The sequence below is a fragment of the Pantoea sp. SGAir0180 genome, assembly GCF_043546245.1.
This window is the reverse complement of record NZ_CP028071.1, coordinates 2,503,317-2,525,653: the sequence shown is the minus strand read 5'-3', so window position 1 is coordinate 2,525,653 and position 22,337 is coordinate 2,503,317. Positions and strand designations below refer to the sequence as shown.

Annotated in this window: 19 protein-coding genes, 3 tRNA genes and 1 other RNA gene; 21 read left to right on the top strand and 2 right to left on the bottom strand. The window is 55.1% G+C overall.

Features of this window, described 5'->3' with window-relative positions; genetic code table 11:
• The first annotated feature begins 200 nt into the window (after positions 1 to 200).
• From sucA to C1N58_RS11690, 19 genes are all read left to right on the top strand, one after another.
• Positions 201 to 3,008, top strand: a complete 2,808-nt coding sequence (gene sucA / locus C1N58_RS11780) for a 2-oxoglutarate dehydrogenase E1 component (protein ID WP_006118456.1) — start codon at positions 201 to 203, stop codon at positions 3,006 to 3,008.
• A gap of 15 nt (positions 3,009 to 3,023) precedes the next feature.
• Positions 3,024 to 4,247 (top strand): 2-oxoglutarate dehydrogenase complex dihydrolipoyllysine-residue succinyltransferase, encoded by a 1,224-nt coding sequence (gene odhB, locus C1N58_RS11775; protein WP_394564201.1) that lies wholly within the window; start codon positions 3,024 to 3,026, stop codon positions 4,245 to 4,247.
• Positions 4,248 to 4,315: 68 nt separating this feature from the next.
• Positions 4,316 to 5,482 (top strand): ADP-forming succinate--CoA ligase subunit beta, encoded by a 1,167-nt coding sequence (gene sucC, locus C1N58_RS11770; RefSeq protein WP_006118458.1) that lies wholly within the window; start codon positions 4,316 to 4,318, stop codon positions 5,480 to 5,482.
• Positions 5,482 to 6,357, top strand: coding sequence for a succinate--CoA ligase subunit alpha (gene sucD, locus C1N58_RS11765; RefSeq protein ID WP_006118459.1), 876 nt, complete (start codon positions 5,482 to 5,484; stop codon positions 6,355 to 6,357). Before sucC ends, sucD begins: the two co-directional genes overlap by 1 nt.
• A gap of 726 nt (positions 6,358 to 7,083) precedes the next feature.
• A complete protein-coding gene (gene cydA, locus C1N58_RS11760) occupies positions 7,084 to 8,655 on the top strand; it encodes a cytochrome ubiquinol oxidase subunit I (protein WP_006118460.1) in 1,572 nt (523 codons plus the stop codon).
• An 11-nt stretch (positions 8,656 to 8,666) separates the two neighbouring features.
• Positions 8,667 to 9,806, top strand: a complete 1,140-nt coding sequence (gene cydB, locus C1N58_RS11755; RefSeq protein WP_394564200.1) for a cytochrome d ubiquinol oxidase subunit II — start codon at positions 8,667 to 8,669, stop codon at positions 9,804 to 9,806.
• A 15-nt stretch (positions 9,807 to 9,821) separates the two neighbouring features.
• Positions 9,822 to 9,935, top strand: a complete 114-nt coding sequence (gene cydX, locus C1N58_RS11750; protein ID WP_006118462.1) for a cytochrome bd-I oxidase subunit CydX — start codon at positions 9,822 to 9,824, stop codon at positions 9,933 to 9,935.
• Complete coding sequence (gene ybgE / locus C1N58_RS11745; RefSeq protein ID WP_394549797.1) at positions 9,935 to 10,225, top strand: cyd operon protein YbgE; 291 nt, start codon at positions 9,935 to 9,937, stop codon at positions 10,223 to 10,225. Before cydX ends, ybgE begins: the two co-directional genes overlap by 1 nt.
• Positions 10,226 to 10,406: 181 nt before the next feature.
• Complete coding sequence (gene ybgC / locus C1N58_RS11740) at positions 10,407 to 10,811, top strand: tol-pal system-associated acyl-CoA thioesterase (protein WP_006118464.1); 405 nt, start codon at positions 10,407 to 10,409, stop codon at positions 10,809 to 10,811.
• Complete coding sequence (gene tolQ, locus C1N58_RS11735) at positions 10,808 to 11,494, top strand: Tol-Pal system protein TolQ (RefSeq protein WP_033739349.1); 687 nt, start codon at positions 10,808 to 10,810, stop codon at positions 11,492 to 11,494. The genes ybgC and tolQ overlap by 4 nt, the downstream gene beginning before the upstream one ends.
• Positions 11,495 to 11,507: 13 nt before the next feature.
• Entirely contained in the window at positions 11,508 to 11,936 is a 429-nt protein-coding gene (gene tolR / locus C1N58_RS11730) for a colicin uptake protein TolR (protein WP_006118466.1), read from the top strand.
• Positions 11,937 to 11,962: 26 nt separating this feature from the next.
• Positions 11,963 to 13,258, top strand: a complete 1,296-nt coding sequence (gene tolA / locus C1N58_RS11725; protein ID WP_006118467.1) for a cell envelope integrity protein TolA — start codon at positions 11,963 to 11,965, stop codon at positions 13,256 to 13,258.
• Between the two features lie 115 nt (positions 13,259 to 13,373).
• Positions 13,374 to 14,669, top strand: a complete 1,296-nt coding sequence (gene tolB / locus C1N58_RS11720; RefSeq protein ID WP_033739351.1) for a Tol-Pal system beta propeller repeat protein TolB — start codon at positions 13,374 to 13,376, stop codon at positions 14,667 to 14,669.
• 52 nt (positions 14,670 to 14,721) lie between these two features.
• Positions 14,722 to 15,243, top strand: a complete 522-nt coding sequence (pal, locus tag C1N58_RS11715) for a peptidoglycan-associated lipoprotein Pal (protein WP_006118469.1) — start codon at positions 14,722 to 14,724, stop codon at positions 15,241 to 15,243.
• Between the two features lie 9 nt (positions 15,244 to 15,252).
• Positions 15,253 to 16,059 (top strand): cell division protein CpoB, encoded by an 807-nt coding sequence (cpoB, locus tag C1N58_RS11710; protein WP_033739354.1) that lies wholly within the window; start codon positions 15,253 to 15,255, stop codon positions 16,057 to 16,059.
• 166 nt (positions 16,060 to 16,225) lie between these two features.
• Positions 16,226 to 16,301: transfer RNA gene (locus C1N58_RS11705), tRNA-Lys, on the top strand.
• Between the two features lie 60 nt (positions 16,302 to 16,361).
• Positions 16,362 to 16,437, top strand: a tRNA-Lys gene (locus tag C1N58_RS11700).
• A 54-nt stretch (positions 16,438 to 16,491) separates the two neighbouring features.
• Positions 16,492 to 16,567, top strand: a tRNA-Lys gene (locus C1N58_RS11695).
• A gap of 43 nt (positions 16,568 to 16,610) precedes the next feature.
• Positions 16,611 to 16,744: non-coding RNA, RtT sRNA (locus C1N58_RS11690), on the top strand.
• A gap of 309 nt (positions 16,745 to 17,053) precedes the next feature.
• On the opposite strand, the gene C1N58_RS11685 is transcribed toward C1N58_RS11690, so the two are convergent.
• Together C1N58_RS11685 and C1N58_RS11680 are read right to left on the bottom strand one after the other, a co-directional pair.
• Positions 17,054 to 18,889: a methyl-accepting chemotaxis protein gene (locus tag C1N58_RS11685; protein WP_394564199.1), complete on the bottom strand. Its 1,836-nt coding sequence runs from the start codon at positions 18,887 to 18,889 to the stop codon at positions 17,054 to 17,056.
• Between the two features lie 111 nt (positions 18,890 to 19,000).
• A complete protein-coding gene (locus C1N58_RS11680; protein ID WP_033737750.1) occupies positions 19,001 to 20,461 on the bottom strand; it encodes an AlkA N-terminal domain-containing protein in 1,461 nt (486 codons plus the stop codon).
• 158 nt (positions 20,462 to 20,619) lie between these two features.
• Between C1N58_RS11680 and C1N58_RS11675 the strand changes: the two genes are divergently transcribed.
• Positions 20,620 to 21,129: a methylated-DNA--[protein]-cysteine S-methyltransferase gene (locus C1N58_RS11675; protein ID WP_006118472.1), complete on the top strand. Its 510-nt coding sequence runs from the start codon at positions 20,620 to 20,622 to the stop codon at positions 21,127 to 21,129.
• 130 nt (positions 21,130 to 21,259) lie between these two features.
• A complete protein-coding gene (gene nadA / locus C1N58_RS11670; protein ID WP_006118473.1) occupies positions 21,260 to 22,321 on the top strand; it encodes a quinolinate synthase NadA in 1,062 nt (353 codons plus the stop codon).
• Positions 22,322 to 22,337 lie beyond the last annotated feature (16 nt).

Sequence of the window (22,337 nt, the reverse complement as noted above, 5' to 3'; positions counted from 1 at the left end):
TGATACAGCCGGGAACCTCAGGTTCCCGGTGTTTTACGGAAGCCTCTTTAAACGCGGTCCCGACCACGTTTACAAAGGTTCCCTTACGGGCCGGGCGCGCGCTGCGCACAGTGCTCGTATCGCTGAACTCACTACGGCAAACCGCGAAAGCGGCAACAAATGAAACCTCAATAAAGCATAACATTGCTTAAGGGATCACAATGCAGAACAGCGCGATGAAGCCCTGGCTGGACTCCTCCTGGCTGGCCGGCGCGAATCAGTCTTACATAGAGCAACTCTATGAGGATTTCCTGACCGATCCTGACTCTGTGGATGCAGTGTGGCGCTCGATGTTCCAACAGTTACCAGGCACGGGAGTGAAACCCGAGCAGTTCCACTCCGCGACCCGCGAATATTTCCGTCGCCTGGCGAAAGACGCATCTCGTTACACCTCCTCAGTCACCGATCCGGCAACCAACTCCAAGCAAGTGAAAGTGCTGCAACTGATCAACGCGTTTCGTTTTCGCGGCCATCAGGAAGCAAACCTGGATCCGCTTGGCCTGTGGAAACAGGACCGTGTTGCCGATCTCGACCCTGCTTTTCACGATCTGACCGACGCCGATTTTCAGGAAAGCTTTAACGTAGGTTCTTTTGCTATTGGCAAAGAAACCATGAAGCTGGCCGATCTGTTCGAGGCGCTGAAGCAGACTTACTGTGGTTCGATTGGTGCAGAGTACATGCACATCAACAACACCGAAGAGAAACGCTGGATTCAGCAGCGTCTCGAATCCGGTGCTGGCCACTGTTCGTTCAGCGGTGAAGAGAAAAAAGGTTTCCTGAAAGAGCTGACTGCGGCAGAAGGCCTTGAAAAATATCTGGGCGCAAAATTCCCGGGTGCCAAACGCTTCTCGCTGGAAGGCGGTGATGCACTGGTGCCTATGCTGCGTGAGATGATTCGTCATGCAGGTAAAAGCGGCACCCGCGAAGTGGTGCTGGGGATGGCGCACCGTGGCCGTCTCAACGTCCTGATTAACGTGCTGGGTAAAAAGCCACAGGATCTGTTCGACGAGTTCTCAGGCAAACATAAAGAACACCTGGGCACCGGTGATGTGAAATATCACATGGGCTTCTCATCGGATATCGAAACCGAAGGCGGTCTGGTACACCTGGCGCTGGCCTTTAACCCGTCTCACCTGGAAATTGTCAGCCCGGTGGTCATGGGGTCGGTGCGTGCCCGTCTGGATCGTCTGGCTGAGCCGGTCAGCAACAAAGTGCTGCCCATCACTATTCACGGTGATGCGGCGGTCATTGGTCAGGGCGTGGTGCAGGAAACCCTGAACATGTCTCAGGCCCGCGGCTATGAAGTCGGTGGCACCGTGCGTATCGTGATCAACAACCAGGTGGGTTTCACCACCTCGAATCCGAAAGACGCGCGTTCTACACCGTACTGTACTGACATTGGTAAAATGGTGCTGGCACCGATTTTCCACGTCAATGCGGACGATCCGGAAGCGGTGGCCTTTGTAACCCGACTGGCGCTGGACTATCGCAACACTTTTAAACGCGATGTGTTTATCGATTTGGTGTGCTATCGCCGCCATGGTCACAACGAAGCGGATGAGCCAAGCGCCACGCAGCCGTTGATGTACCAGAAAATCAAAAAGCATCCCACACCGCGTAAAATCTACGCCGATCGTCTGGAAAGCGAAGGTGTCGCGTCGCAGGAAGATGCCACCGAGATGGTCAATCTGTACCGTGATGCGCTGGATGCCGGCGAATGCGTGGTGCCAGAATGGCGTCCGATGAGCCTGCACTCCTTCACGTGGTCACCGTATCTGAATCACGAGTGGGATGAACCCTATCCGGCTCAGGTGGACATGAAGCGTCTGAAGGAGCTGGCGCTGCGTATCAGCCAGATCCCTGAAGAGATTGAAGTCCAGTCTCGCGTCGCCAAGATCTATAACGATCGTAAGCTGATGGCCGAAGGCGAGAAAGCGTTTGACTGGGGCGGCGCTGAAAACCTGGCGTACGCCACGCTGGTCGATGAAGGCATTCCGGTACGTTTGTCGGGTGAAGACTCCGGCCGTGGCACCTTCTTCCACCGTCATGCCGTGATCCACAATCAGACCAACGGTTCAACCTACACGCCACTACACCATATTCATAACAGTCAGGGTGAATTCAAAGTCTGGGACTCCGTCCTGTCTGAAGAAGCCGTGCTGGCCTTTGAATACGGTTATGCCACCGCAGAGCCGCGCGTGCTGACCATTTGGGAAGCGCAGTTCGGCGATTTTGCTAACGGTGCGCAGGTGGTGATTGATCAGTTCATCAGCTCCGGCGAGCAAAAATGGGGCCGTATGTGTGGCCTGGTGATGCTGCTGCCACACGGCTATGAAGGTCAGGGTCCTGAGCACTCCTCCGCCCGTCTGGAACGTTATCTGCAGCTCTGCGCTGAGCAGAACATGCAGGTCTGCGTACCCTCAACACCGGCTCAGGTTTACCACATGCTGCGTCGTCAGGCGCTGCGCGGTATGCGCCGTCCGCTGGTGGTGATGTCACCGAAGTCGCTGTTGCGTCATCCTCTGGCGATTTCCTCGCTGGATGAACTGGCAAACGGCAGCTTCCAGCCAGCGATTGGCGAAATTGACGATCTGGATCCGCAAGGCATCAAGCGCGTCGTGCTGTGCTCCGGTAAGGTCTACTACGATCTGCTGGAACAGCGTCGTAAAGACGAAAAAACCGATGTCGCTATCGTGCGTATCGAACAACTTTACCCGTTCCCGCATCAGGCAGTACAGGAAGCGTTAAAAGCGTATTCCCACGTACAGGATTTTGTCTGGTGTCAGGAAGAGCCACTGAACCAGGGTGCCTGGTACTGTAGCCAGCACCATTTCCGTGATGTGGTACCGTTTGGTGCAACGCTGCGTTATGCAGGTCGCCCGGCATCGGCTTCACCGGCCGTGGGTTATATGTCCGTACATCAACAACAGCAGCAAGACCTGGTTAATGACGCACTGAACGTCAATTAATTAAAAGGAAAGATAATGAGTAGCGTAGATATTCTCGTTCCCGACCTGCCTGAATCGGTTGCAGATGCCACAGTAGCAACCTGGCACAAGAAACCAGGCGATGCAGTCAGTCGCGATGAAGTCATCGTCGAAATTGAAACCGACAAAGTGGTTCTGGAAGTGCCGGCGTCTGCGGACGGCGTGCTGGAAGCCGTACTGGAAGAGGAAGGGGCAACCGTTACCTCTCGTCAGATTCTCGGCCGCCTGAAAGAAGGCAACAGCGCTGGCAAAGAAAGCAGTGCGAAAGTCGACAGCAACGAATCCACACCAGCCCAGCGTCAGACCGCTTCTCTGGAAGAAGAGAGCAACGATGCGCTGAGCCCGGCGATTCGTCGTCTGATTGCCGAACACAACCTTGATGCCTCACAGATCAAAGGCACCGGCGTGGGTGGACGTTTAACGCGCGAAGATGTTGAAAAACATCTGGCGAACAAACCGCAGGCAGACAAAGCCGCGGCACCGGCATCTGACGCGCAGCCTGCCCAGCAGCCTGTGGCTAACCGCAGCGAAAAGCGTGTGCCAATGACGCGCCTGCGTAAGCGCGTCGCGGAACGTCTGCTGGAAGCCAAGAACAGCACCGCCATGTTGACAACCTTCAACGAAATCAACATGAAGCCGATTATGGGTCTGCGTAAGCAGTACGGCGAAGCGTTCGAGAAGCGTCACGGTGTGCGTCTGGGCTTTATGTCGTTCTACATTAAAGCCGTGGTGGAAGCGCTGAAGCGTTATCCTGAAGTCAACGCCTCAATTGATGGCGAAGACGTGGTTTACCACAACTACTTTGATGTCAGCATCGCCGTTTCTACCCCACGCGGCCTGGTGACCCCTGTTCTGCGTGATGTGGATGCGCTGAGCATGGCTGACATCGAGAAGAAAATTAAAGAACTGGCAGTAAAAGGCCGTGACGGCAAGCTGACGGTTGACGATCTGACGGGCGGTAACTTCACCATCACCAACGGTGGTGTGTTTGGTTCACTGATGTCAACGCCAATCATCAACCCGCCACAGAGCGCAATCCTGGGCATGCACGCCATTAAAGATCGTCCTATGGCGGTGAATGGTCAGGTTGTGATCCTGCCAATGATGTACCTGGCGCTCTCTTATGATCACCGTTTGATCGATGGTCGTGAATCTGTCGGCTATCTGGTCGCAGTGAAAGAGATGCTGGAAGATCCGGCGCGTCTGCTGCTGGATGTCTGATTCATCACTGGGCACGCGTTGCGTGCCCAACCTCAATACTCTTTTCAGATCTGAATGGATAGAACATCATGAACTTACACGAATACCAGGCTAAACAGCTGTTTGCACGGTATGGCATGCCAGCACCGACCGGCTACGCCTGTACTACACCACGTGAAGCAGAAGAAGCGGCATCGAAAATCGGTGCAGGCCCGTGGGTAGTTAAATGTCAGGTTCATGCCGGTGGCCGCGGTAAAGCGGGCGGTGTGAAGGTGGTTAACAGTAAAGAAGACATCCGTGCTTTCGCTGAAAACTGGCTGGGTAAACGTCTGGTGACCTACCAAACTGACGCCAATGGCCAGCCGGTAAACCAGATTCTGGTTGAAGCGGCGACCGACATCGATCAGGAGCTGTATCTGGGTGCCGTGGTCGACCGTGCAACGCGTCGCGTGATCTTCATGGCGTCAACCGAAGGCGGCGTGGAAATCGAGAAAGTGGCGGAAGAAACCCCGCACCTGATCCACAAAATGGCGCTTGATCCGCTGACCGGTCCTCAGCCTTATCAGGGCCGTGAGTTGGCGTTCAAACTGGGCCTGACCGGCAAGCAAGTCAGCCAGTTCACCAAAATTTTCATGGGCCTGGCGACCATGTTCCTGGAACGTGACCTGGCGATGGTTGAGATCAACCCGCTGGTCATCACCAAACAGGGCGACCTGATCTGTCTGGATGGCAAACTGGGTGCCGATGGCAATGCCCTGTTCCGTCAGCCAGAGCTGCGTGAAATGCGCGATCCAAGCCAGGAAGACCCACGTGAAGCACACGCAACGCAGTGGGAACTGAACTATGTTGCGCTGGAAGGCAACATCGGTTGTATGGTTAACGGCGCAGGCCTGGCGATGGGCACCATGGACATCGTTAAGCACCACGGCGGTCAGCCAGCAAACTTCCTGGATGTCGGCGGCGGCGCGACCAAAGAGCGCGTAACGGAAGCCTTCAAAATCATCCTGTCTGACGATGCCGTGAAAGCGGTTTTCGTTAACATCTTCGGCGGCATCGTGCGTTGCGACCTGATCGCAGACGGCATCATCGGTGCAGTGGCAGAAGTGGGTGTGAACGTACCGGTTGTGGTACGTCTGGAAGGTAACAACGCTGAGCTGGGCGCTAAGAAACTGGCGGACAGTGGTCTGAACATCATTGCAGCAACCAGTCTGACAGACGCGGCACAGCGTGTTGTTGCTGCTGCGGAGGGTAAATAATGTCCATTTTGATCGACAAAAACACCAAAGTCATTTGCCAGGGTTTCACCGGCGGACAAGGGACGTTCCACTCTGAGCAGGCGCTGGCTTACGGCACGCAGCTGGTCGGCGGTGTGACGCCAGGCAAAGGCGGCACCACTCATCTGGGCCTGCCGGTGTTTAACACCGTGCGTGAAGCGGTTGAAGCCACTGGCGCAACGGCTACCGTCATCTACGTTCCGGCTCCGTTCTGTAAAGACGGTATCCTGGAAGCGATCGATGCCGGCATCAAGCTGATCATCACCATCACCGAAGGCATCCCGACGCTGGATATGCTGACCGTGAAAATGAAGCTGGATGAAGCGGGCGTTCGCATGATCGGGCCAAACTGCCCGGGTGTGATCACCCCAGGCGAATGTAAGATCGGTATCATGCCGGGCCACATTCATCAGCCAGGCCGCGTCGGTATCGTATCGCGTTCAGGTACGCTGACGTATGAAGCCGTTAAGCAGACTACCGATATCGGTTACGGCCAGTCTACCTGTGTTGGTATTGGTGGTGACCCGATCCCGGGTTCTAACTTCATCGACATCCTGAAAATGTTCCAGGACGATCCACAGACTGAAGCGATCGTCATGATCGGTGAAATCGGGGGCAGCGCGGAAGAAGAAGCGGCTGCCTTTATCAAAGATCACGTGACCAAGCCGGTTGTGGGCTACATCGCAGGCGTGACCGCGCCGAAAGGCAAACGTATGGGCCATGCAGGCGCCATCATCGCCGGCGGTAAAGGTACGGCAGACGAGAAGTTTGCTGCACTGGAAGCGGCGGGCGTGAAAACCGTACGCAGCCTGGCTGACATCGGTGATGCTGTTAAAGCCGTTCTGCCAGCGAAGTAATCGCATCCACTGAAAAAGCCACCTTCGGGTGGCTTTTTTTATGGCTGGCAAAACATTGCCACACAGCCACAAGGCCGGTCACGAACGTGGGTAGTGAAAAAAGGGCGCTGGCCGGACGGGCAGGATGATTGCCTGTCACTCACTTAAAAAATACGCTGCCCTCAGGCCCGTTTTTAGATATTGAATAAGAACGTGAAATAACCATTAAATTAATTTAAGTATTGCCCCGTTTATTTGCTATGATGAATTCAGCCCACCGCATCGTCGTCGCGGATCGTTAAGTTATTAAAAAGGGATAAAAGTTAAATTTCTTTATAATTAAAAATTAATAAGAGACAATTTTTTAACAAAGAACGCTTAAGAACATATTTCTATCTTTGCTTCATTATTCCAGATCAACTTCCCCTTATATATAACAAACTTTACCGCTAGCAAAGCCTACCGTTAAGCGCTTAAATTGCGCTGCATCAATCCAGCCTTTTAAAAAAATAAACAAACGTTTGTTCAAATACGGGAAAGCATCAATTTTTATTTATCCCCCGTTAAACGTTTGAACCACGCCGCTGCGTTGATGTTTAACCAGGTTAGATTAACCGCTACTCCCTCATCTCAGGCCGCACAGCGTTATGACCTGCCGATGATAAAACTGGAATCAATAATCAGTCGTTCCTGACGCTTATTCGGCCCACACGGCTCAGGCGTTCATGCGAGGAGCAAGGAGTTTTTATGCTAGATATCGTCGAACTGTCGCGTTTACAGTTTGCCTTGACGGCGATGTACCATTTTCTGTTTGTGCCATTAACGCTCGGTATGGCGTTTTTACTGGCCATCATGGAAACGGTATACGTCCTGAGTGGTAAACAAATCTATAAAGATATGACCAAGTTCTGGGGCAAGTTGTTTGGTATTAACTTTGCCCTGGGCGTGGCCACCGGACTGACAATGGAATTTCAGTTCGGCACCAACTGGTCTTATTATTCTCATTATGTTGGCGATATTTTTGGTGCGCCGCTCGCGATTGAAGGCTTAATGGCTTTCTTCCTGGAATCCACCTTTGTGGGCCTGTTCTTTTTCGGCTGGGATCGCCTGGGTAAAGTGCAGCATCTGGCGGTGACCTGGCTGGTCGCAATCGGTTCGAATATGTCGGCACTGTGGATTCTGGTAGCGAATGGCTGGATGCAAAACCCCATCGCCTCTGAGTTTAACTTTGAAACCATGCGCATGGAGATGGTGAGCTTCTCTGAGCTGGTATTAAACCCGGTTGCGCAGGTGAAATTCGTGCATACCGTGGCGGCAGGCTATACCACAGGAGCCATGTTTATTTTAGGCATCAGCGCCTGGTATTTACTAAAAGGCCGTGACATGGCGTTTGCAAAACGCTCTTTTGCCATCGCGGCCAGTTTCGGCATGGCGGCGGTGCTGTCGGTGATTGTGCTGGGTGACGAATCCGGTTACGAGATGGGCGACGTACAGAAAACCAAGCTGGCCGCTATTGAAGCGGAATGGGAAACCCAACCGGCACCGGCCGCCTTTACGCTCTTTGGCGTGCCCGATCAGTCAGCGCAGCACAACAAGTATGCGATCCAGATCCCTTATCTCCTAGGGCTCATCGCCACGCGGTCGACCGATACGCCGGTGACCGGACTAAAAGAACTGCTGGCGCAACACGAAGTGCGAATTCGTAACGGTATGAAGGCTTACGCGCTGCTGGATGAACTGCGACAGGGCAATACCGATCCGGCCGTCCGCGATGCCTTTAACCACAGCAAAAAAGACCTGGGTTATGGTCTGCTGTTAAAACGCTATACCGCGAACGTGTCGGATGCCAGTGAAGCGCAGATTAAACAGGCCACGCAGGATTCGATTCCTCGCGTCGCACCGCTCTACTTTGCGTTCCGTATCATGGTGCTTTGCGGCGTGCTGCTGCTCGGCGTCATTGCACTGTCATTCTGGAGTGTGATTCGAAATCGCATTGGTCAACAGCGCTGGTTACTCAAAGCCGCACTGTACGGCATTCCGCTGCCGTGGATTGCGGTAGAAGCGGGCTGGTTTGTGGCGGAGTACGGTCGTCAGCCCTGGGCGATTGGGGAAGTCCTGCCCACCGCGATTGCGAACTCCACGCTGACCGTGGGCGATGTCCTGTTCTCAATGATACTGATTTGCGGACTGTATACCCTGTTTCTGGTGGCCGAGATGTACCTGATGTTTAAGTTCGCGCGTCTGGGGCCCAGCAGCCTGAAAACAGGGCGCTATCACCATGAACAGATCGTTAAAAACGCTCAGCCGGTGCGTGGATAAGGAGAAGCCCCATGTTTGATTATGAAGTTCTGCGCTTTGTCTGGTGGCTGCTAATCGGCATTCTGCTGGTGGGCTTTGCCGTCACCGATGGTTTCGATATGGGCGTCGGGATGCTGACGCGCGTATTAGGCCGGACCGATACCGAGCGTCGTGTGATGATCAATTCTATCGCGCCGCACTGGGACGGCAATCAGGTCTGGTTGATCACCGCCGGTGGCGCACTGTTTGCCGCCTGGCCGATGGTGTACGCCGCCGCGTTTTCCGGCTTCTACGTGGCGATGATTCTGGTGCTGGCCTCGTTGTACTTCCGTCCGGTAGGCTTTGACTATCGCTCAAAAATCGAAGATGCACGCTGGCGCTGTGCCTGGGACTGGGGCATTTTTATCGGCAGCTTTGTCCCGCCGCTGGTGATCGGCGTCGCCTTTGGCAATCTGCTGCAGGGCGTGCCTTTTCATGCCGACGAGTACATGCGGCTGTATTACACCGGAAACTTTTTCCAGCTGCTGAACCCCTTTGCACTGCTGGCCGGTGTGGTGAGCGTTGCCATGATACTGACGCAGGGTGCGACCTATCTGCAAATGCGCACCACGGGCGAACTGCACCTGCGTTCACGCATCACGGCGCAGATTGCCGCGCTGGTGATGATGGCGTGTTTCGCGCTGGCTGGCGTCTGGGTAAGGTACGGTATTGACGGCTATGTGGTGACCAGCACGCTTGATCACTTCGCTGCTTCTAATCCCCTGGGGAAAACCGTGATGCGCGAAGCGGGGGCCTGGATGGTGAATTTCCAGCAGCATCCTGTGTTGTGGTTATTCCCGCTTCTGGGCGTGGTGTTACCCTTACTGACCGTAATGTGTTCGCGCGGAGAGAAGGGCGGCTGGGCGTTTCTCTGCTCATCGCTGACGCTGGCCTGCGTCATCATGACCGCCGGCATCGCGATGTTTCCGTTCATTATGCCGTCCAGTACCGTTCCCGGCACCAGCCTGACCATGTGGGATGCCACCTCCAGTTTGCTGACGCTGGAAATTATGACCTTCGCGGCGATAATTTTTGTGCCGGTTATTCTGCTCTATACCAGTTGGTGTTACTGGAAGATGTTTGGTCGTATCACTAAAGAACATGTTGAGCGCAACAGTAACGCACTCTATTAATAAAGGAGACGACATATGTGGTATTTTGCCTGGATTCTCGGCACCCTGCTGGCCTGTGCCTTTGGCATCATCACCGCGCTGGCGATAGAACATATCGAAGACAGCGCCGACGCGGAACGCCAGTCGTAATGCGCACAGGCATTCAGACAGGTTATCGCCTGATGGATAAGGGCCCGCGGGCCCTTTCTCTGATACTCGCCTTATGGCTGGCCGGCTGCCTGTTATGGGACCCCGCGCGCTATGCAACCCGCCCGGAAGGCATCCTGCTATGGCAGGGCATCGTACTGATTTGGGCGGTCTGCACGGGGGTTATTCACGGCAGCGGATTCCGTCCGCGCCGTTTACGCTGGCGTGCGTTCTTTGCGCCATTGCCCGCCTTACTGGTACTCTTCTGGGCGCTGAGTCATTTTTATCGCTGACGACCTGTCACCCTTCACCCCAGGCGCGTGAGTTTACTTCAGCGTCTGGTCAAGAAACCTCCATTAATGACGTCCGGTTGTAACCAACTGATAATTATTTTCTCCTGGCTCTGACAGCCCATTCCCAACCCTAATTGTCTTGCGTATAGTAGCAACGTTTAAAACGAGGCCGGGATGTAGAGTGAGTACAACGCTGTTTCGCTGGCCGGTTCGGGTCTACTATGAAGATACCGATGCCGGTGGTGTGGTTTATCACGCCAGCTATATCGCTTTTTATGAACGAGCACGTACCGAAATGCTGCGTCAGCACCATTTCAATCAGCAGGCGCTGTTAGAACAGCAGGTTGCTTTTGTGGTACGGCGCATGACGGTGGACTATCTTTCGGCGGCACGTCTTGATGACCTTCTGGAGATCCAGAGCGAAGTGACATCAATGACGCGGGCGACGATGACATTCTCCCAGCGTATCGTGAACGCAGAAGGCAAAGTGCTCAATGAGGCAGAGGTCCTGATTGCCTGCATCAACCCACACCTAATGAAGCCGATTGCGCTTCCCAAGTCTATTGTCGCGGAGTTCAAGCAGTGACTGACATGAACGTTCTTGATTTGTTCCTGAAGGCGAGCCTTCTGGTCAAACTTATCATGTTGATTTTGATCGGCTTTTCGATTGCCTCCTGGGCAATCATCATCCAGCGCACGCGAATTCTGAATGCGGCGGGAAGGGAAGCTGAAGCCTTTGAAGACAAATTCTGGTCCGGCGTTGAACTGTCTCGCCTCTATCAGGAAAGTCAGGGACGTCGTGAAGAGCTGGCGGGTGCCGAGCAAATCTTCTACGCCGGCTTCAAAGAGTTTGCCCGTTTACATCGCGCGAATAATCATGCGCCTGAAGCGGCTGTTGAAGGCGCGAGCAGGGCCATGCGCATTTCCATGAATCGCGAACTCGAAGCGCTGGAAACCCACATTCCTTTCCTGGGCACGGTGGGCTCAATCAGTCCTTATATCGGTCTGTTTGGTACGGTCTGGGGGATTATGCATGCGTTTATTGCCCTGGGGGCGGTCAAACAGGCCACCCTGCAGATGGTGGCACCGGGGATTGCAGAAGCATTGATCGCCACCGCGATCGGTCTGTTTGCTGCGATTCCTGCCGTAATGGCGTACAACCGACTGAACCAGCGCGTCAATAAACTGGAGCAGGGCTACGACAACTTTATGGAAGAGTTTACGGCTATCCTGCATCGTCAGGCTTTCTCCAGCGACAGCGCTAAGTAAACAGAGGTAAATGATGGCCCGAGTGCGTGGTCGCGGTCGCCGCGAGCTAAAGTCGGAAATTAACATCGTTCCACTGCTGGACGTTTTGCTGGTGCTGCTGCTGATCTTTATGGCAACGGCCCCCATCATCACGCAAAGCGTGGAAGTGGATTTGCCCGATGCAACAGATTCTAAGACGGTTTCCAGTGATGATAACCCACCCGTGATTGTTGAAGTGTCCGGCGTGGGACAATACAGCATGGTCGTCGATCACGATCGTTTGCCGCAGTTGCCGCCAGAACAGGTGATTAGCGAAGCGCAACGTCGTCTGGAAGCCAATCCGAAAACCGTCTTTTTGATCGGTGGTGCCAAAGAGGTACCTTATGATGAAATCATCAAGGCGCTGAACCTGCTGCATCAGGCAGGGGTTAAATCTGTCGGTTTGATGACGCAGCCGATTTAAAGTCGAACCGTTTTTGGGAACCGAGTGTGTCGAAGGCAACCGAGCAAAACGAAAAGTTAAAGCGCGCGATAATCATTTCGGTGATTCTGCATATCGTGCTGATCGCCCTGCTGATATGGAGCTCGTTTAATGAGCACATTGAGGCCAGCGGCGGCGGTGGCGGTAGCGATATAGAAGCGGTCATGGTCGATCCCGGTGCGGTGGTTGAACAGTATAACCGTCAGCAGAATCAGCAAAGCGACAGTCAGCGTGCGGAGCAGCAGCGCCAGAAACAGGCCCAGCAGCAGGCCGAAGAGCTTCAGCAGAAACAAGCGGCTGAACAGCAGCGGCTGAAAGAGCTGGAAAAAGAGCGACTGCAGGCACAGGAAGACGCGAAACAGCAGGCGAAAGCGCAGGCTGAACAGCAGAAGGCCGCCGAAGCCGCAGCGAAACAGGCCGAGGCGCAACAGAAAGCCGCCGAAGCGGCCGCGGCGAAAGCCAAAGCCGATGCGAAAGCGGAAGCGGATGCACAGGCGAAAGCCGCGGCAGACGCAAAGATGAAGGCGCAGGAAGAGGCAAAGAAGGCCGCAGCAGAGGCGAAGAAGCAGGCTGAGCAAGAGGCGAAAGCCGCAGCCGCAGAAGCGAAGAAGCAGGCCGAGCAGCAGGCGAAAGCTGAGGCTGCCGAAGCCGCAAAACAAGCTAAGGCCGAAGCGGCGAAACAGGCTAAAGCGGAAGCCGCGAAAGAAGCGAAAGCGGCTGAAGCCAAAGCCGCAGCGGAAGCGAAAGCCGCAGCCGCCCAGGAAGCGAAAGAGAAAGCGGCCGCCGCAGCGAAAGAAAAGGCCGCCAAAGAAAAAGCGGATGCCGCCGCCAAAGCGAAAGCGGAGGCTGCTGCCAAAGCAAAAGCGGATGCGAAGGCAAAAGCCGAGGCGAAAGCGAAAGCGGCCGCTGATGCCGCCAATGACAGCGACGTCGATGACCTGCTGGGCGGCTTAGCGTCCGGTAAGAATGCACCGAAAAGCGGCGCGTCGGGTGGAGCAGCAGGGCAGGGTAATCAGAAGAAGGCGGGTGCTTCTGGCGCAGATGTGAATGCGTATCTTGGGCAGATCACCAGCGCAATTCAGAGCCGTTTCTACGATGCGGACCTGTATAGCGGCAAAAGCTGTGACTTACGTATTAAACTTGCTCCTGATGGCATGCTGATTGATGTTAAATCAGAAGGCGGCGATCCAGCGCTGTGCCAGGCCGCCATTGCGGCGGCGAAGCAGGCACATATTCCGAAACCGCCTTCACAAGCGGTGTACGAAGTGTTTAAAAACGCCCCGATGCGTTTCAGACCGCAATAATGCAGTAACCTGCGGCAGGTTGATCTATGGTTAGCTTGCCGTACTCTAGTTGTACTCGTGGTTTTCAGGAACAGTGCCAATTATCGCGGACTCAGGTTCAGATAAGGGAGATAAAATGAAGCAAGCTCTTCGCGTAACGTTAGGCTTTTTTATCCTGCTGTGGGCAGCGGTGCTGCATGCAGAGGTTCGCATTGAAATCACCCAGGGCGTCAACAGCGCGCGCCCTATCGGTGTGGTTCCGTTTAAATGGTCTGGCCCAGGCGCGGCACCGGAAGATATCGGTGGTATCGTCGCAGCTGACCTGCGTAACAGCGGTAAATTTAACCCGCTTGATCGTTCACGTCTGCCGCAGCAGCCGACCAGTGCTCAGGAAGTGCAGCCTGCTGCATGGAGCGCACTGGGTATTGATGCCGTGGTTGTTGGACAGATTCAGCCGAATGCTGATGGCAGCTATCAGGTGTCCTACCAGCTGGTGGATACCGCAGGTGCGCCAGGTACCGTGCTGGCGCAAAACTCCTATAAAATTACGAAACAGTGGCTGCGCTATGCGGCGCACACCGTCAGTGATGAGGCGTTCCAGAAACTGACCGGCATTAAAGGGGCGTTCCGCACCCGTATCGCCTATGTGGTACAAACCAACGGCGGTCAGTTCCCGTATGAACTGCGCGTTGCCGATTACGACGGTTACAACCAGTTTGTCGTGCACCGTTCACCGCAACCGCTGATGTCGCCTGCCTGGTCGCCCGATGGCAGCAAACTGGCATATGTAACCTTTGAAAGCGGCAAGTCAGCGCTGGTGATTCAGACCTTGTCTAACGGCTCTGTCCGTCAGGTCGCTTCATTCCCGCGTCACAATGGTGCGCCAGCCTTCTCACCGGACGGCACCAAGCTGGCCTTCGCCCTGTCTAAAACCGGTAGTCTGAATCTCTATGTTATGGACCTGGCCTCCGGGCAGATTCGTCAGATTACAGATGGTCGCTATAACAGCACTGAACCAACCTGGTTCCCGGACAGCCAGACGCTGGCGTATACCTCTGACCAGGCCGGTGCGCCGCAGATCTACAAAATCAGCATCAATGGTGGTGCATCACAGCGCATTACCTGGGAAGGCGCTCAGAACCAGGATGCGGATGTAGCCAGTGATGGAAAATCAATGGTGATGATTAGCACCAGTGGCGGTGCTCAACACGTCGCCAAACAGGATCTGGTAACGGGAGCCGTTCAAACGTTAACGGACACGTTCCTGGATGAAACGCCGAGCCTGGCTCCAAACGGCACCATGGTAATCTACAGCTCGACTCAGGGCATGGGTTCTGTGTTGCAGTTGGTTTCAACCGACGGTCGTTTCAAAGCGCGTCTTCCGGCAACTGATGGACAGGTCAAATTTCCTGCCTGGTCGCCGTACCTGTAATGTCTGAGCTTTCTGACATTACAAAAAAATAAACAATAATGGGAATTTTCAAATGCAACTGAACAAAGTACTGAAGGGTTTAATGCTGGCTCTGCCAATCATGGCAGTTGCGGCGTGTAGCTCACACAAAAATAACAACAACGACCAGTCTGGCGCAGGTGCTGACGGCGCTTACGGTGCTAACTCTGGTATGAACAACGGCAACATGTCTTCTGATGAGCAGGCGCGTCTGCAGATGCAACAGCTGCAACAGAACAACATCGTTTACTTCGGTCTGGACAAATACGATGTTCAGCCTGACTACGCTCAGATGCTGGATCAGCACGCTAACTTCCTGCGTAGCAACCCGTCTTACAAAGTGACCATTGAAGGTCATGCGGATGAGCGCGGTACGCCAGAGTACAACATCGCCCTGGGCGAGCGTCGTGCTAACGCCGTTAAGATGTACCTGCAAGGTAAAGGCGTGTCTGCGGATCAGATGTCTATCGTATCTTACGGTAAAGAGAAACCAGCTGTTCTGGGCCACGACGAAGCGGCTTACGCTAAAAACCGTCGTGCCGTACTGGTCTACTAAGAGAATCACATGGTTAGTAACTTCAGACATCACCTGTTGAGTCTGTCGTTACTGATTGGCGTAGCGGCCCCCTGGGCCGCTCATGCCCAAGCGTCAATCAGTAGCGTTGGCTCCGGCTCGGTCGAAGACCGTGTCACCAGTCTCGAAAGAATCTCCAATGCCCAGGCACAGCTGATGCAGCAACTGCAGCAGCAGATGAGTGATAACCAGCGGGATATCGACTCATTGCGTGGGGAAATCCAGCAAAATACCTATCAGCTGAATCAGGTTATTGAGCGCCAGAAGCAGATCTATCAACAGATCGACAGTCTGAGCAGCAATAACAGCAGCAATGCCAGTCAGCCTGCCGCGGGTGCCGGTGACAATGCGGCTGCGGGCGCTGCGACAGCGGGCAACGATGCAGGTGCGGCCGCGGCCGGCAGCAGTGCGCCTGTTCAGAGTGGCGATGCTAACAGCGATTACAATGCTGCTGTTGCGCTCATTCTGGAGAAAAAACAGTACGATCAGGCCATCACTGCGCTGCAGGCGTGGGTGAAGCGTTACCCGGACTCGACGTATCAGCCGAATGCCAATTACTGGCTGGGGCAGCTGTTTTATAACAAAGGTAAAAAAGACGACGCAGCGTATTATTACGCCACGGTGGTGAAGCAGTATCCAAAATCCCCCAAGGCGGCTGAAGCGTTGTTTAAGGTTGGCGTGATCATGCAAGAGAAAAACGACACGGCAAAAGCCAAAGCCGTTTATCAGCAGGTGATCAAACTTTACCCGAACACCGAATCAGCTAAGCAGGCACAAAAACGCTTGTCTGGTATGTAATTTGTGCAGGTTTGACCGGATATCGATGGATTTCTGGTCTTGCCGCATGAAAGGTAGGCAATTGAACCCCTTAACAGAAAATAAGGGTTGCGCTACCTCGGTAAATCAGTAATATATGCCGCCGTTGCCGGGACACATTGCAAATGTGTCTGGCAAGCCTGAAGATGGGTCGTTAGCTCAGTTGGTAGAGCAGTTGACTTTTAATCAATTGGTCGCAGGTTCGAATCCTGCACGACCCACCATCTCCCGCAGGACGCTGTTCCCCAAGAGAACCTTCAGTATTGCTTCACAACCATTAAGATGGGTCGTTAGCTCAGTTGGTAGAGCAGTTGACTTTTAATCAATTGGTCGCAGGTTCGAATCCTGCACGACCCACCATCTTATTCTCAGGCAGCATGCAGGCATGTGTTTGAGCGGTTGTAAGCCCCGAGCGGGTCGTTAGCTCAGTTGGTAGAGCAGTTGACTTTTAATCAATTGGTCGCAGGTTCGAATCCTGCACGACCCACCAATACAGAAAAGCGCGCCCACGGGCGCGTTTTTCGTTTATGGAGCAGTACAGTCAAACGTGCATGATGAGAACCTGCAGCAGGTTCGACTGAATCGCGGTGCGATTCAGGCTGATGCGTCAGCATCCACCCGCAGGGCGAGGCCCACGGGGCCGAAGGCCATCCTGCACGACCCACCAATACAGAAAAGCGCGCCCACGGGCGCGCTTTTCGTTTATGGGGCAGTACAGTCAAGCGTGCATGATGAGAACCTGCAGCAGGTTCGACTGAATCGCGGTGCGATTCAGGCTGATGCGTCAGCATCACCCTCAGGGCGAGGCCCACGGGCCAGCAAAATCTGTCGTACTCCCGTCAGGGCACAACACTCCCGTCCGCACTGTCCCTGTCCGGCAGCGTGCCGCCGAACGGGCGTCACGCAGGCGGATCTAATCATCTGCTATAAAAAAAGCGCCCCACAGGCGCTTATAGGGCGTAATACGTCAGCCGGATTAGCGTACGGCTGTCTGACCGGGTTCCAGGCTAAACTGTTTGACCAGCGTTTCAAGTCGGTGCGCCTGATCTTCCAGCGCGGTGGCTGAAAGGGCAGAGGCAGAGACCAGCGAGGCGTTTTGCTGGGTGGTGCTGTCCAGTTCTGAGACCGCACGCGCAATCTGCTCAATGCCACGGCTTTGCTCATCCGAGGCGGAAGAGATCTCACCCACGATGTCATTCACACGGGAAATCGCCTGAACTACCTGTCCCATTCTCTCGCCCGCGCGCGCAACGCGGTTATTGCCTTCCGCGATTTGACTGACCGATGCGCTGATCAGCTGATCGATATCCTTCGCTGCCTGCGCACTGCGCTGCGAAAGGTTACGTACTTCGCTGGCGACGACCGCAAACCCCCGGCCATGCTCGCCAGCGCGTGCCGCTTCCACGGCGGCATTCAGAGCCAGGATATTGGTCTGGAAAGCAATACTGTCGATAACGGCCGTGATCTCGGCAATTTTCTTCGAGCTGGCAGAAATATCGCCCATGGTTTGCACGACTTCCGTGACGGCGGCGCCGCCTTGCTCCGCCGTTTTAGACGCTTCAGCAGCAATCTGGCTGGCGTGGCGGGCGTTATCTGCGTTGTGCTTCACCGTAACGGTTAACTGTTCCATGCTGGCAGCCGTCTGCACCACGGCGGCGGACTGCTGTTCTGTGCGTGACGAGAGCGTGTGGTTGTCGCTGTTAATACTGCTCGCCGCCTGCGACAGCGTGAGCACGCTGTCGCGGACCTCCAGAATCATTGTCCGCAGACGCTGATTCATCGCGCCCATCGCGCCAGCCAGTTTGCCCAGCTCATCACGGCCCGCCGGTTTGATATCGGCGCTTAAATCGCCCTTAGCAATGCGCTCCGCCAGCCATAAATTCTTTCTGACGGGATGAGTAATCTGTCGGCCAATCAGCCAGGCAATCAACATGCCCAGCAGCACAGCAAGGCCAACCGTCAACAGCGTCAGGTTAACAGAACTCCTGGTCAGGTCGCTGTTTTCTACCTTCATCTGCTGCAGAAGCGTTTTGAGGATAGCACTGCTCTTATCGCCATCGACCTTCACCGCGTTCTCCGCCTGACTGAGGGCCAGAAAGCCTGCCGCGTAACGTTCACTGAGTTGCTTAACCTCAAGGGTTGCATTCCACAGCGCGTTGAGCTGCGTCTGAGCATCGGGAGGTAATTGCGGTAGCAGGGTGGTGAGGTCGGTCTGGATGGCGTTGACCTGCGGGGTGAGCTGAGACTGAATCGCGCTGGCATGAGCGGGATCATAACGGAGTAACTGAAGCTGATCGCGCAACTGGCTGATTGCAAGCAGTTGCTGAAACAGTGCACTGGCATCGGTCATCTGGGTTTTAATCAACGCTTCGTACAGCGTTGACTGGCTCTGCATGTTGCGCTGATCGAGCTGCTTACCCGTTTCTGCCAGAGACTGCATGGCCTGGGTCATTGCGCTGATGCTGGCCTGAAAGTGGCTGAGCTGGCTGGCGATATCCTGGAGCTGTGTTTCCTCCTCGGGCAGCCATCGGTACTGTTGGGCATCATGTGTCAGCTGAGCGGCATGGGCGATATAATCCGCCATCACTTTCCCCGCTTTCTCATCGCCATACAGCAGTTTCAGCCGGTTAACCTTAGCCTGAAACACGTCAATATTAATGTCGTAAATCAGGTTGCTCTGTTCATAAACGTCATGGATAGTTTTAAAACGCGCGATGCTTACCGCGCCCGATCCCACCACCAACAGCAAAACGAGTCCAAATCCTAAACTGAGTTTGTGCGAAATTTTTGTATTTTCTAACCGCAACCCCATGACCTCTGCCTCCTGCCCATGTCAACGATGTTAAGCCAAATTGGTTATCGGTTGAGCAGGCCAGGAGTTTAGAGGCGAGGCGTGATATTTCTTTTCAGGACAACGGGCTGCTTACTTCGCACTGGCCGGTGACAGGCTTTTCCAGATATGCATCACGGCGTAGCTGCGCCAGGGACGCCATACCTGTGAGCGCGCGTCTGCCGCTTTGGGTGTTAATCCCCCCAGATTATTGCGCACGGCGATATCCTCTTTCGGGAAGGCGTCCGGCCAGCGCAGCGCTCGCATGGCAATGTAGTGGGCGGTCCAGGGGCCAATGCCCGGTAAGGCCACCAGGCGCGCCATGATGTCGTCAGGCGAAAGCGTCGCATTGAAACGCAGGCTGCCCTCGTTACAGGCGGCCGCAAAGGCCAGAATCGCTCTGGCGCGCGCACTGACAATGCCCAGGCGGGCAATCTCATCGACCGTAGCCTGGGCAATGCGCTGGGGTTGCGCAGAATAGCGCGACAGATCAGGGAACGGCGTGGTGCAGGGTTCACCAAATGCCTGAGCAAAGCGGCTGCTGAGCGTCGTGGCGGCTTTAACGGTGACCTGCTGGCCCAGAATGGCGCGTACGCCCATTTCGACACTGTCAAATGCGCCGGGGACACGCAGGCCGGGGTAATCCTGAATACTTTGCGCCAGCAGGGGATCCTGTTGCAGGTGTTCGGCAATGCGCTGCGGCTGAGCATTCAGGTCAAACAGGTCGCGCAGCCGACGCAGCAGGGCAGGCAGCACAGGCGTGAGAGAGCGGGTGAATTCCACCTGAAGCGCCTGCTTTGCCGGGAGATGCGAAATGCTGACCCAACCCCGGTATTCGCCCAGCGCCACCGTCCGGCGGTAGGTTTCACCATCAACGGCTTCAATGTCGTTCATTAACCGCAGGCGTAAAAAGTCCAGCATCGCCTGCCAGTCGTAAGGCGGACGATAGCTAAGGCGTAACCGCATTGTGTCCGTTGCAGGTTGCGGCGACAGGTTGCCGCTTTTGCGCAGTGCGCCCGGCGTCATGCGATAGCGCGCCTGAAACACGTCATTGAAGCGCCGTAAGCTGCCAAATCCACTGGCGTAGGCGATCTCGGTTACCGGCAGCGTGGTTTCGGTCAGAAGCTGCTTAGCCAGCAGCATACGACGTGTCTGTTTAAGCTCCAGTGGCGTGACGCCCAGCTCCTGCTGCACAATGCGCCGCAGCTGACGGGCGCTGATGCCAAACTCTGCAGCAATCGCATCCAGGCCGCTGTGGGCTTCCAGCAAGCCCTCTTCAATGCGCTGCACCAGTCGGTCGGCCACGCGGTGGGCGTTGTCCACGGGGGCGTTGCCGGGTGCCAGCTCCGGACGACAGCGCAGACAAGGGCGAAAATGCGCTTTCTCTGCCGCCTCAGCGCTGTTGAAGAACAGACAGTTTTTCTGCATTGGCGCTTTCACCGGGCAAATCGGGCGACAGTAAATGCCGGTTGAGGTCACGCCGACAAAAAACACACCATCGAAGCGCGTATCACGCGAGGTCAGTGCCTGGTAAGCGGTATCTGAATCAAACATGGTTTTTCTCCGGCAAAGAGCGACAGCGTAGCGCGGGCATTGGATATTGACTGGCTGTTTTCGGACAGCACAACAGTTTATTGTAATGACCGAAAACAGCCAGTTTCGCGTGGCGAAAATGCGATAATGCCAGACAGCAATGTGATGGAGGGAACAGCATGTATTACTGCAAACCTGTAATAACGCCGGTGGGCGAACTGACCCTGATCGCCAGCGATCGCGGTCTGGCGGCCATTTTATGGCAGGACGAAGTGCGCAGACATCCCCGGTTGTCGCCGCGTGAGCGCGACGATAATCATCCTGTTTTACGCGAAACCGAAACGCAGTTACGTGAGTACTTTGCCGGCACTCGGCGCGTTTTTGACTTACCGCTGGATATGGACGGCACAGCATTTCAGAAAAAAGTCTGGCAGGCGCTACTTTCTATTCCGTTTGGCGAAACCCGCAGTTACCGCCAGATCGCCGAGCAGATTGGGCATCCGGCAGCGGTACGTGCCGTCGGTGCTGCTAACGGCAGAAATCCGTTGTCCATTGTGGCACCGTGTCATCGGGTCATCGGGGCCAATGGAAAACTGACGGGATTTGCCGGTGGCCTGACGGTCAAAGCCTTTCTGCTTCAACTGGAAGCCCCTCAGCCCGGCCTGGTGGGGCTTTCTGCATCGTCATGACCAAATAAAACGCGACAGGCTGCTGCTTTTTCGCTATCGTGTTTAGCATATAAAACACGATGGCGGTATTTACGTCCTGTTAAGCCAGAAACGGCTATTTTCGTTAATTTTACAGAACGAGAGCGGTGTCATGAGCGCAATCTTTGATCCTGAACATGCGGTGTATCCTTTTCCTCCTAAGCCCGCCCGGCTGAGTGACGAGCAAAAAACGCTTTACCGGGAAAAAATTAAAGCCCTGCTGAAAGCCCGTAACGCCGTGATGGTGGCGCACTATTACACGGATCCTGACATCCAGGCCTTAGCCGAAGAAACCGGCGGTTGCGTCTCTGATTCGCTCGAAATGGCGCGTTTTGGCAGCCAGCATCCCGCCACTACGCTGCTGGTGGCCGGCGTGCGCTTTATGGGCGAAACCGCCAAAATTCTCAGCCCGGAGAAAACCGTGTTGATGCCGACGCTGGAGGCTGAATGCTCGCTGGATCTGGGCTGCCCGATTGAGGCGTTTACGGCCTTCTGTGATGCGCATCCTGACCGGACGGTGGTGGTATACGCCAATACTTCTGCAGCGGTAAAAGCGCGCGCCGACTGGGTTGTCACCTCCAGCATTGCCGTCGAACTGATTGAACATCTGGACAGCCTGGGGGAAAAAATCATCTGGGCACCGGATCGGCATCTCGGGCGCTATGTTACGCAAAAAAGCGGGGCCGACGTGTTATGCTGGCAAGGCGCCTGCATCGTCCACGACGAATTCAAAACTCAGGCGCTGCAGCGGATGAAAGCGCTGTATCCGGATGCGGCAGTGCTGGTTCATCCCGAGTCGCCGCAGGCGATTGTGGATCTGGCCGATGCGGTAGGTTCAACCAGCCAGCTGATTCAGGCGGCAAAAACCTTGCCACATCCGCAGATGATCGTCGCCACCGATCGCGGCATCTTTTACAAGATGCAGCAGGCGGTTCCTGACAAAATATTGCTGGAAGCGCCCACCGCCGGTGAGGGCGCAACCTGCCGAAGCTGTGCGCACTGTCCCTGGATGGCGATGAACGGACTGCAGGCCATTGCCGAGGCGCTGACGTCGGGTGGGCGGGCTCATGAGATCCACGTAGACGCGGCGCTGCGCGAGGCCGCGCTGGTGCCGCTAAACCGTATGCTATCCTTTGCAGCAGACCTCAAACATAACGTGAAAGGAAACGCGTAATCCGCGTCGTTGACAG

What these genes read in the sequence shown, in the direction of transcription:
- sucA (WP_006118456.1), top strand. Translation starts at nt 201, where the DNA reads ATGCAGAACAGCGCGATGAAGCCCTGGCTGGACTCCTCCTGGCTGGCC.
- odhB (WP_394564201.1), top strand. Translation starts at nt 3,024, where the DNA reads ATGAGTAGCGTAGATATTCTCGTTCCCGACCTGCCTGAATCGGTTGCA.
- sucC (WP_006118458.1), top strand. Translation starts at nt 4,316, where the DNA reads ATGAACTTACACGAATACCAGGCTAAACAGCTGTTTGCACGGTATGGC.
- sucD (WP_006118459.1), top strand. Translation starts at nt 5,482, where the DNA reads ATGTCCATTTTGATCGACAAAAACACCAAAGTCATTTGCCAGGGTTTC.
- cydA (WP_006118460.1), top strand. Translation starts at nt 7,084, where the DNA reads ATGCTAGATATCGTCGAACTGTCGCGTTTACAGTTTGCCTTGACGGCG.
- cydB (WP_394564200.1), top strand. Translation starts at nt 8,667, where the DNA reads ATGTTTGATTATGAAGTTCTGCGCTTTGTCTGGTGGCTGCTAATCGGC.
- cydX (WP_006118462.1), top strand. Translation starts at nt 9,822, where the DNA reads ATGTGGTATTTTGCCTGGATTCTCGGCACCCTGCTGGCCTGTGCCTTT.
- ybgE (WP_394549797.1), top strand. Translation starts at nt 9,935, where the DNA reads ATGCGCACAGGCATTCAGACAGGTTATCGCCTGATGGATAAGGGCCCG.
- tolR (WP_006118466.1), top strand. Translation starts at nt 11,508, where the DNA reads ATGGCCCGAGTGCGTGGTCGCGGTCGCCGCGAGCTAAAGTCGGAAATT.
- tolB (WP_033739351.1), top strand. Translation starts at nt 13,374, where the DNA reads ATGAAGCAAGCTCTTCGCGTAACGTTAGGCTTTTTTATCCTGCTGTGG.
- pal (WP_006118469.1), top strand. Translation starts at nt 14,722, where the DNA reads ATGCAACTGAACAAAGTACTGAAGGGTTTAATGCTGGCTCTGCCAATC.
- cpoB (WP_033739354.1), top strand. Translation starts at nt 15,253, where the DNA reads ATGGTTAGTAACTTCAGACATCACCTGTTGAGTCTGTCGTTACTGATT.
- C1N58_RS11685 (WP_394564199.1), bottom strand. Translation starts at nt 18,889, where the DNA reads ATGGGGTTGCGGTTAGAAAATACAAAAATTTCGCACAAACTCAGTTTA.
- C1N58_RS11680 (WP_033737750.1), bottom strand. Translation starts at nt 20,461, where the DNA reads ATGTTTGATTCAGATACCGCTTACCAGGCACTGACCTCGCGTGATACG.
- C1N58_RS11675 (WP_006118472.1), top strand. Translation starts at nt 20,620, where the DNA reads ATGTATTACTGCAAACCTGTAATAACGCCGGTGGGCGAACTGACCCTG.
- nadA (WP_006118473.1), top strand. Translation starts at nt 21,260, where the DNA reads ATGAGCGCAATCTTTGATCCTGAACATGCGGTGTATCCTTTTCCTCCT.